The organism is Staphylococcus caeli (genome assembly GCF_051413795.1).
GTDB classification, from domain to species: Bacteria; Bacillota; Bacilli; order Staphylococcales; family Staphylococcaceae; genus Staphylococcus; species Staphylococcus caeli_A.
Map to the genome: position 1 here is coordinate 98,720 of NZ_JBOIRQ010000007.1, position 9,710 is coordinate 108,429.

Consider the following 9,710-nt stretch of genomic DNA (forward strand, 5'->3'; position numbering starts at 1 on the left):
TGAGGATTATGACTAAACAAACAGACATACTCGAGCAAGAATTGTCAGAAAATTTTGATACTTTAGAAGCCGCTGAAGCACTTGAACCTGAAATAGAACTAGATCAAGAAACACTCAATGAAATGCGTTCTGGTTCAGAACTTTTAGTTGAATCACTAGCCAATGAAAACGTAGATTTTATCTTTGGTTATCCAGGTGGCGCAGTACTTCCCCTTTATGACACGTTTTACGAAGGCAAGATCAAGCATATCTTAGCTCGACACGAACAAGGTGCGACACACGCAGCTGAAGGTTATGCTCGTGTATCTGGTAACACAGGTGTTGTTGTTGTAACAAGTGGTCCAGGCGCTACGAATGCGATCACTGGTATTGCTGATGCATATAGTGACTCACTTCCTTTAGTTGTCATCACAGGTCAGGTTGCTACACCAGGTATTGGTAAAGATGCATTCCAAGAAGCTGATTTATTATCAATGACTACGCCAATTACCAAGCATAATTATCAAGTTAAAAATGTAAACGACATTCCGAAAATTATTCATGAAGCGTTTCATATCGCCAATACTGGTAGAAAAGGACCGGTTGTCATAGACTTTCCAAAAGATATGGGTATCCTGTCAACAAATACACAAGTTACAGATGAATTAGAGTTACCTGGTTATAACGTTCCAAATCAACCTAAGCACAACGATATCCAAAAATTGCGTGACTTTTTAAAGAGCGCTAAAAAACCATTAGTGCTATCTGGTGCAGGCATAAACCACGCGAAAGCAAATGCTGTATTTACTGAATTTGTAGATCGACATCAATTACCTGTAGTTAGCACTTTACTTGGACTCGGTGCAATTCCATATGAGCATCCCCTATTCCTAGGTATGGGTGGTATGCACGGATCATATGCTAGTAACATGGCACTGACAGAATGCGACTTGCTCATAAACTTTGGAAGCCGCTTCGATGACAGGTTAGCCAGCAATCCAGATGAATTCGCACCAAATGCCAAAATTGTACACGTCGATATCGATCCATCTGAAATTAATAAAATTATAAAAGTTGATTTAGGCATCGTGGCAGATTGTAAAGCAACTTTAGAGTCATTGTTAAATTTTGAAAGTTATTCTATTAGACATGATGAATGGCTAGAAACATGCAAAGACAATAAAGTGAAACAACCTTTTGCTTACCAAGAAGACGAAGAAGGTATTTTCTCTAAACCACAACGAACAATTGAATATATCGGTGAAATTACTAAAGGAGATGCCATTGTAACAACTGATGTTGGTCAACACCAAATGTGGGTTGCACAGTACTACCCATTTAAAAACCATGGTCAGCTTGTAACGAGCGGTGGTTTAGGTACGATGGGCTTTGGTATTCCTGCAGCAATCGGAGCAAAATTAGCTGAACCAGATAAGACAGTCGTTGCTTTCGTAGGTGATGGCGGTTTCCAAATGACCAACCAAGAAATGGCAATTTTAGAAGAATATAATCTTGATATCAAAATTGTCATCGTTAATAACGGCACACTTGGTATGGTTAAACAGTGGCAAGATAAATTCTTCAATCAACGTTTTTCTCATTCAGTATTTAATGACCAACCAGATTTCTTAAAACTATCTGAAGCCTATAATGTGAAAGGCTATCTCGTTGATGATCCATCGCAATTAGAACAACAAATTGATGCAGCATTTCAACACGATGGCCCTGCTTTGATCGATGTTCGTATTTCACCAGTTGAACCCGTAACACCTATGGTTCCAAGCGGTAAAGCTAATCACGAGATGGAGGGGTTATTATGAGAAGGACATTTAGAACAAAAGTAAGAGATAAGGCTGGTACATTAAATCGACTAACAAGTATCTTTGTCCGTCGACAATTTAATATTGTTACCATATCTGCTACTCCGACATTAGAAGATGGTATCACCGATATTATTTTCGTAGCAGAAATACCTGACAGAGATGTATTGCGTAATTTATTACAACAACTCGAAAAGCAAATCAATATTATAGATGTTGAAGACATTACAGAAACAAACACATACAACAGAGAGTTAGTACTCATTAAATTACGAACACCTGATAACGAACAAGACTTACAGAATGTGATTAAACCTTATGATGCGCTAGTCTCTATTTTAAAAAAAGAAGCACCGTATACATTCTTACAAGCTTCCGGTCCTCAATATACAATGGACAACTTATTAGATGATCTATCATCATATCAAATCGAGCAAGTTTCTAGAACAGGCTCAGCAGCATTAGTTTAAATAAAAATTAATTAACTTTACTAAAAAATGGAGGATTTTATTATGACAACAGTATATTACGATCAATCAGTTACAAAAGATGCATTACAAGGTAAAAAAGTAGCAATCTTAGGTTATGGTTCTCAAGGTCATGCACACGCTCAGAACCTTAAAGATAACGGTTATAATGTCATTATCGGACTAAGACCTGGACGTTCTTTTGATAAAGCGAAAGATGATGGCTTCGAAGTATATCCAGTTAATGAAGCAGCACAACAAGCTGATGTCATCATGGTATTGTTACCAGATGAAATTCAAGGTCAAGTATATAAAGAAGAAATCGAACCTAATTTAGAAGCAAATAATGCCTTAGTATTCGCACATGGCTTTAACATCCACTTTGGTGTTATTCAACCACCAGAAAACGTTGATGTGTTCTTAGTTGCACCTAAAGGACCAGGTCACTTAGTTCGACGTACGTTCGCTGAAGGTAGCGCAGTCCCTGCCCTATTCGCAGTTGAACAAGATGCTAGTGGAGAAGCAACAGACTTAGCTTTAAGTTATGCCAAAGGTATCGGTGCAACACGCGCTGGTGTATTAGAAACATCATTTAAAGAAGAAACAGAAACTGATTTATTTGGTGAACAAGCCGTGCTTTGTGGTGGTACTACAAAATTAATCCAATCAGGTTTTGAAACATTAGTAGAAGCTGGTTATCAACCAGAAATCGCATATTTTGAAGTATTACATGAAATGAAACTTATCGTAGACCTTATGTATGAAGGCGGTATGGAAAATATGCGTTATTCAATTTCAAACACAGCAGAATTTGGCGATTATGTATCTGGTCCACGTGTCATCACACCAGATGTTAAAGACAATATGAAAGCCGTTTTAACAGATATTCAAAATGGTAACTTTAGTAATCGCTTTATTAAGGATAATGAAAATAATTTCGAAGAATTCCACAAATTACGTGAAACACAACATGGACATCAGATCGAAGCGGTTGGTAGAGACCTACGTGATATGATGCCATTCATTAAATCTAAAAGCATTGAAAAATAATTAGACAAGTGATGTATTTAATCGAAGCGGTTAAGCATTATATATAGATGCTTGTTAAACTTCGGTTACTTACATCAGTCTAAAATTTTATTAATTAGGAGATGTTGAAAATGAATAGCCATATTCAAATTTTTGATACAACGCTTAGAGACGGCGAACAAACACCAGGTGTTAATTTTTCATTCGATGAAAGACTGAAAATTGCAAAGCAATTAGAAAAATGGGGCGTAGACATTATTGAAGCTGGGTTCCCTGCTTCAAGCACAGGTAGTTTCAAATCTGTTGAAGCAATTTCACAAGCACTAACTACTACGGCAGTATGTGGATTAGCGCGCTGTGTAAAAAAGGATATTGATGCTGTTTATGAAGCTACAAAATTAGCTGCAAAACCAAGAATTCATGTTTTTATAGCAACGAGTCCGATACATCGAGATTCCAAGTTGTTGATGTCTAAAGAACAAGTCATCGCATCTATAAAAGAACATGTTTTATATGCTAAAAATTATTTTGACGTTGTTCAATTTTCACCTGAAGATGCAACAAGAACTGAGCTCCCATTTTTAATCGAATGTGTACAAACAGCTGTTGATGCCGGTGCAAGTGTCATTAATATTCCCGATACTGTAGGTTTCAGTTATCCAAAAGAATATGGTGAAATTTTCAAAACACTACAAGATTCTATAAAAACTGATCATGACGTCATCTATAGTGCGCATTGCCATGATGACTTAGGTCTAGCCGTTGCAAATAGTATGGCAGCCATTGAAAATGGTGCTAAACGAATAGAAGGTACATTGAATGGTATTGGAGAACGTGCAGGTAATACTGCGCTTGAAGAAGTGGCACTTGGCCTTTACGTTCGACAAGATCATTATGGCAACCAAACCAAGATTAATTTGGCAGAAACGAAGCAAACATCTGATTTAATCGCACGCTTTGCTGGATTGCGCGTTCCTAGAAATAAAGCGATTGTCGGACAAAATGCATTTAGTCACGAATCGGGCATTCACCAAGATGGTGTCCTTAAAAATCCAGAAACATATGAAATCATGACACCACAGCTTGTTGGTGTGAAGACCACTGAATTACCACTTGGTAAACTTTCTGGGAAACATGCATTTTCTGAAAAATTGATTGCTTTAGGATACGATGTTAATTCAGAAGAACAAAAAGCACTATTTAAACAATTTAAAACGATTGCTGATAAGAAAAAAGCAGTCACTGATCGTGATATTCATGCATTAATTCAAGGTACAGAACATGAGCAAAATGCAATTTACAAAGTAGAAACACTCCAACTGCAATTTGTATCGAATGGATTACAAAGCGCCGTCGTCGTCATTAAAGATCAAGATGGTAACACATCACAAGACTCTAGTATCGGTACTGGATCAATCGTTGCGATATATAATGCTGTTGATCGTATTTTCAATCGTGAAACAGAACTCATAGACTACCGTATCGATTCTGTCACTGAAGGTACGGATGCACAAGCTGAAGTTCATGTTCAAATAAAAATTGATGATCAAATTGTCACTGGTGTAGGCATCGATCATGATATCTTGCTAGCTTCATGTAAATCTTATGTTGAAGCACATGCTAAATATGTTGCACATTCAACTACGGAAGAAGGGATGCATTCATGAGCCACAAAATAATCGCCCTACCAGGTGATGGCATAGGCCCTGAAATTATGTCAGGAGCATTAGAAATACTCGAACAACTCAGTAATGACTATAACTTCGAATATGATTTAGAAACACATGATTTTGGTGGTATTGCAATCGATCATCATGGTACCCCACTTCCAAATACAACATTAAATGCATGTAAAAATGCAGATGCAATACTTTTAGGTGCTGTTGGCGGTCCTAAATGGACAGATCCTAATAATAGACCTGAACAAGGTTTACTTGGAATTCGTAAAGCTCTAGGGCTCTTTGCTAATATTCGCCCTACTGTCGTGACGAACGGCACAAGTCACTTATCACCTATTAAAGAATCTCGCGTTGCTGGTACAGATTTTATTATCGTTAGAGAACTGACTGGTGGCATTTACTTTGGTGAACCAAAATCTCTAAGCTCGGAAAATGCATTAGACTCACTAACGTATACACGAGCTGAAATTGAGCGAATTGCTAGAGTAGGCTTTGAATTAGCACAAAAACGTCGTAAAAAATTAACTTCTGTAGATAAAGAAAACGTGCTCTCTTCTAGTAAATTGTGGAGAAACGTCATCAACGAACTTTCTGAATCTTACCCAGAAGTAGAAGTGAATCACTTGTTAGTCGATGCTTGTGCGATGCATTTAATCACAAATCCTTCTCAATTTGATGTTATCGTGACTGAAAATTTATTTGGAGATATTTTAAGTGATGAAGCATCCGTTATCCCAGGTTCACTAGGTCTCTCACCATCTGCAAGTTTTAGTGAACAAGGTCCAAGATTATATGAACCTATACATGGATCAGCACCTGATATTGCGAATCAAGATATTGCTAATCCATTTGGCATGTTGTTATCCGTTGTAATGTGTCTTAGAGAAAGTTTGGAAGCATATGAAGCTGCTGATAAACTTGAAACAGTAATTTATCAACTCATTAAAGATGGTAAGACGACTCGTGACTTGAATGGAACATACCATACATCTGAAATTATACAATTTGTAAAAAATAATCTTTAAAAAGGAGGAGATGTCATATGGGGAAAACACTATTTGACAAAGTTTGGAACAAACATGTCTTAACTGGTAAAGAAGGTGACCCACAGTTATTATATATAGATTTACACCTTATACATGAAGTCACATCTCCTCAAGCTTTTGAAGGGTTAAGACTACAAAATAGAAAGTTACGTAGACCAGATTTAACATATGCTACACTTGATCATAATGTACCGACTGTAGATATTTTTAATATCAAAGATGAAATTGCAAATAAACAGATTACAACGCTACAAGATAATGCCAAAGCTTTTGGCGTGCATATATTTGATATGGGATCCGATGAACAAGGCATTGTCCATATGGTTGGACCTGAAACAGGTTTGACTCAACCAGGTAAAACAATTGTTTGCGGTGACTCACATACTGCTACTCACGGTGCATTTGGTGCAATTGCATTTGGCATCGGTACCAGTGAAGTAGAACATGTTTTTGCTACACAAACGCTTTGGCAAACCAAACCGAAGAATCTTAAAATTGAGGTCACTGGGGAATTGCCTACAGGTGTATATGCCAAAGATATTATCTTATATCTTATTAATCAATACGGTGTAGATTTTGGAACTGGATATGCTCTAGAATTTTCAGGCGAAACAATTCGTAACCTTTCTATGGAAGCACGAATGACAATTTGCAATATGGCTATTGAAGCAGGCGCAAAATACGGCATGATGGCACCTGATGAAACTACTTATGCATATGTTAAAGGACGTCCATATGCCACACAATTCGACCAAGCTGTCGAAACATGGCGTGAGCTTTACACAGATGCTGATGCAGAGTTTGACCGTACTATCGAATTAGATGTTACGAATCTAGAACCACAAGTAACTTGGGGTACAAATCCTGAAATGGGTGTTAGTTTCAGTACACCCTTCCCTGAAATAAAGAATGTTAATGATGAACGTGCTTATAACTACATGGGTCTTGAACCTGGTCAAAAAGCTGAAGACATCGATTTAGGATATGTATTCCTAGGTTCTTGTACAAATGCCCGTCTTTCTGACTTGGTTGAAGCAAGTGAAATTGTAAAAGGTAACAAAGTACATCCAAACATAACAGCAATCGTTGTTCCGGGATCTCGTACTGTTAAGATTGAAGCTGAAAAATTAGGCCTCGATAAAGTATTTAAAGAAGCTGGATTTGATTGGCGTGAGCCTGGTTGCTCTATGTGCTTAGGAATGAACCCTGACCAAGTACCAAGTGGTGTACATTGTGCTTCTACGAGCAACCGTAACTTTGAAGGAAGACAAGGTAAAGGAGCTAGAACACATCTAGTATCCCCTGCAATGGCAGCTGCTGCAGCAATCAATGGTAGATTCGTTGATGTTAGAAAGGTGGTTGTATAGTATGGAAATCAAACCAATTACGACATATACAGGTAAAGTTGTACCTCTATTCAATGACAATATTGATACCGATCAAATTATTCCAAAAGTACACTTAAAGCGTATTTCAAAATCTGGCTTCGGTCCATTTGCTTTCGATGAATGGCGTTATTTAGATGATGGTTCTGATAATCCCGACTTTAATCTTAATAAACCAGAATATCAAGACGCTACGATTCTTATTACTGGAGAAAATTTTGGATGTGGATCTAGCCGTGAACATGCCGCTTGGGCTATTAAAGATTATGGTTTTGATATTATTATTGCAGGTAGTTTTAGTGATATTTTCTATATGAATTGTACTAAAAATGCCATGCTTCCAATAGTATTGGATAAGCAAACACGTGATTATCTTGCACAAGCTGGTGAAATAACTATAGATTTACCAAATCAAATTGTTTTAGCTAATGGCAAAGTGTTTAATTTTAATATAGATGAGACATGGAAAAAGAAACTTGTTAATGGCCTTGATGATATTGATTTAACGTTGCAATATGAAAACGCTATTCAATCATACGAGTCATCATCATTATACTAATACTACAAAATACAAAGGTGTGAAATTTATGACTGTTAAAACTACTGTTTCTTCAAAAGATATCGATGAAGCTTTCTTACAAATTAAAGATATTGTTAAAGAAACGCCATTACAAAAGGATCACTATTTATCACAAAAATATGATTGTAATGTATATTTAAAGCGTGAAGATTTACAATGGGTAAGATCATTTAAACTTAGAGGGGCATATAACGCAATTGTGGCATTAGACGAAAAAGACCAACACAACGGTATTACCTGTGCCAGTGCTGGTAATCATGCACAAGGTGTTGCATATACTGCAAGTAAATTAAACTTGAATGCAGTTATATTTATGCCAGTGACTACCCCACTTCAAAAAATCAATCAAGTTAAGTTCTTCGGTGGTGCCAATGCAGAAGTTATTTTAACTGGAGACACTTTTGATGAATGTCTAAAAGAAGCATTGATTTATACAGAAGATAATAAAATGAACTTTATTGACCCATTTAACAATGTTTATACTATTGCTGGTCAAGGTACCTTGGCTAAAGAAATCATTGAACAATCTAAAGAAGATAATGTACATTTCGATTACTTATTTGCAGCGATTGGTGGTGGCGGGTTAATTTCTGGTGTAGGCACTTATTTCAAAGCACACTCGCCACAAACATCTATTGTGGGAGTAGAGCCCGCAGGTGCAAGTAGTATGTATACTTCAGTAGTTTTAGAAAATAAAATTGTAACTTTACCTGATATTGATAAATTTGTTGATGGTGCATCTGTTGCACGCGTTGGACAAATCACTTACGATATTTCAAAGAATGTCGTTGATGATTATGTTCAGGTCCACGAAGGTGCAGTTTGTTCAACTATTTTAGATATGTATTCTAAACAAGCTATCATTGCTGAACCAGCTGGTGCATTAAGCGTAGCTGCACTAGATCAATATAGAGATGAAATTAAAGGGAAATCTGTTGTTTGTGTTGTCAGTGGCGGTAATAATGATATTAATCGTATGAAAGAAATTGAAGAACGTTCATTACTATTCGAAGAAATGAAGCACTACTTCATTCTCAACTTCCCACAACGTCCTGGTGCACTAAGAGAATTTGTAAATGATGTACTTGGTCCAAAAGATGATATTACAAAATTCGAATACCTGAAGAAATCATCTCAAAATACAGGTACAGTTATCATAGGTATTCAATTAAATAACCATAATGATTTATCTAACTTAAAAGCAAATGTCGATGCATTTGATAAATCAAACATCTACATTAATGAAAATAAAATGCTTTATTCATTACTAATTTAATGAATAGAGATCAAGAGACCTGAATAGGTCTCTTTTTTTGTTCTTCTTTCCCTACTCTTGCGTAACGTAAGTCTGCTACCTTCAGCGCTAAGGAGCTTTTTCTGTAAAGTACTACTCACAATTCTTTGTGTTTCGTAGTACTTATGCATGAGCAAATGCTCATGCGTTCCTTTTTTTTCGCTCGCATCTTTTCTCTCTTTCACACTCTCCTTGCTCACTTACCACTTGTAAGCTCGCTTCGTCTATCGCTCAGTTCGGCAGCTTCAAACGCTTTCTCATAACAGGTTATTTTTTCAGTTCTTCGAACTGGGAGTTAAGCTTTTGGGCATAAAAAAAGAGACCCTTTTGGGTCTCTCATTGCCTGGCAACGTCCTACTCTTGCGGAACGTAAGTCCGACTACCATCGGCGCTAAGGAGCTTAACTTCTGTGTTCGGCATGGGAACAGGTG

General features: G+C 36.9%; 8 protein-coding genes and 1 rRNA gene. 8 read left to right on the top strand and 1 reads right to left on the bottom strand.

Annotated elements, in window-relative coordinates; translation table 11 throughout:
* The first annotated feature begins 8 nt into the window (after positions 1-8).
* The 8 genes from ilvB (at position 9) to ilvA (ending at position 9,261) form a co-directional block, all read left to right on the top strand.
* Positions 9-1,799: a biosynthetic-type acetolactate synthase large subunit gene (ilvB, locus tag ACSULM_RS05700; RefSeq protein ID WP_436861242.1), complete on the top strand. Its 1,791-nt coding sequence runs from the start codon at positions 9-11 to the stop codon at positions 1,797-1,799.
* Positions 1,796-2,269: an acetolactate synthase small subunit gene (gene ilvN, locus ACSULM_RS05705; RefSeq protein WP_436861244.1), complete on the top strand. Its 474-nt coding sequence runs from the start codon at positions 1,796-1,798 to the stop codon at positions 2,267-2,269. Before ilvB ends, ilvN begins: the two co-directional genes overlap by 4 nt.
* A gap of 42 nt (positions 2,270-2,311) precedes the next feature.
* Positions 2,312-3,316, top strand: a complete 1,005-nt coding sequence (ilvC, locus tag ACSULM_RS05710) for a ketol-acid reductoisomerase (protein ID WP_436861247.1) — start codon at positions 2,312-2,314, stop codon at positions 3,314-3,316.
* A 110-nt stretch (positions 3,317-3,426) separates the two neighbouring features.
* On the top strand, positions 3,427-4,962 hold the full coding sequence (locus ACSULM_RS05715; protein WP_436861248.1) for a 2-isopropylmalate synthase: 1,536 nt from the start codon (positions 3,427-3,429) through the stop codon (positions 4,960-4,962).
* Positions 4,959-5,999, top strand: a complete 1,041-nt coding sequence (gene leuB, locus ACSULM_RS05720; protein WP_436861251.1) for a 3-isopropylmalate dehydrogenase — start codon at positions 4,959-4,961, stop codon at positions 5,997-5,999. The genes ACSULM_RS05715 and leuB overlap by 4 nt, the downstream gene beginning before the upstream one ends.
* Before the next feature lie 17 nt (positions 6,000-6,016).
* Complete coding sequence (leuC, locus tag ACSULM_RS05725; RefSeq protein WP_436861253.1) at positions 6,017-7,387, top strand: 3-isopropylmalate dehydratase large subunit; 1,371 nt, start codon at positions 6,017-6,019, stop codon at positions 7,385-7,387.
* 1 nt (position 7,388) lies between these two features.
* On the top strand, positions 7,389-7,964 hold the full coding sequence (gene leuD, locus ACSULM_RS05730; protein WP_436861255.1) for a 3-isopropylmalate dehydratase small subunit: 576 nt from the start codon (positions 7,389-7,391) through the stop codon (positions 7,962-7,964).
* A gap of 28 nt (positions 7,965-7,992) precedes the next feature.
* A complete protein-coding gene (gene ilvA / locus ACSULM_RS05735; RefSeq protein WP_436861256.1) occupies positions 7,993-9,261 on the top strand; it encodes a threonine ammonia-lyase IlvA in 1,269 nt (422 codons plus the stop codon).
* Between the two features lie 359 nt (positions 9,262-9,620).
* Here ilvA and rrf read toward each other — a convergent pair.
* Positions 9,621-9,710: ribosomal RNA gene (gene rrf, locus ACSULM_RS05740) — 5S ribosomal RNA — on the bottom strand; the annotation flags it as partial.

What these genes read in the sequence shown, in the direction of transcription:
- leuC (WP_436861253.1), top strand. Translation starts at nt 6,017, where the DNA reads ATGGGGAAAACACTATTTGACAAAGTTTGGAACAAACATGTCTTAACT.
- ilvC (WP_436861247.1), top strand. Translation starts at nt 2,312, where the DNA reads ATGACAACAGTATATTACGATCAATCAGTTACAAAAGATGCATTACAA.
- ilvN (WP_436861244.1), top strand. Translation starts at nt 1,796, where the DNA reads ATGAGAAGGACATTTAGAACAAAAGTAAGAGATAAGGCTGGTACATTA.
- ilvA (WP_436861256.1), top strand. Translation starts at nt 7,993, where the DNA reads ATGACTGTTAAAACTACTGTTTCTTCAAAAGATATCGATGAAGCTTTC.
- ACSULM_RS05715 (WP_436861248.1), top strand. Translation starts at nt 3,427, where the DNA reads ATGAATAGCCATATTCAAATTTTTGATACAACGCTTAGAGACGGCGAA.
- leuB (WP_436861251.1), top strand. Translation starts at nt 4,959, where the DNA reads ATGAGCCACAAAATAATCGCCCTACCAGGTGATGGCATAGGCCCTGAA.
- leuD (WP_436861255.1), top strand. Translation starts at nt 7,389, where the DNA reads ATGGAAATCAAACCAATTACGACATATACAGGTAAAGTTGTACCTCTA.
- ilvB (WP_436861242.1), top strand. Translation starts at nt 9, where the DNA reads ATGACTAAACAAACAGACATACTCGAGCAAGAATTGTCAGAAAATTTT.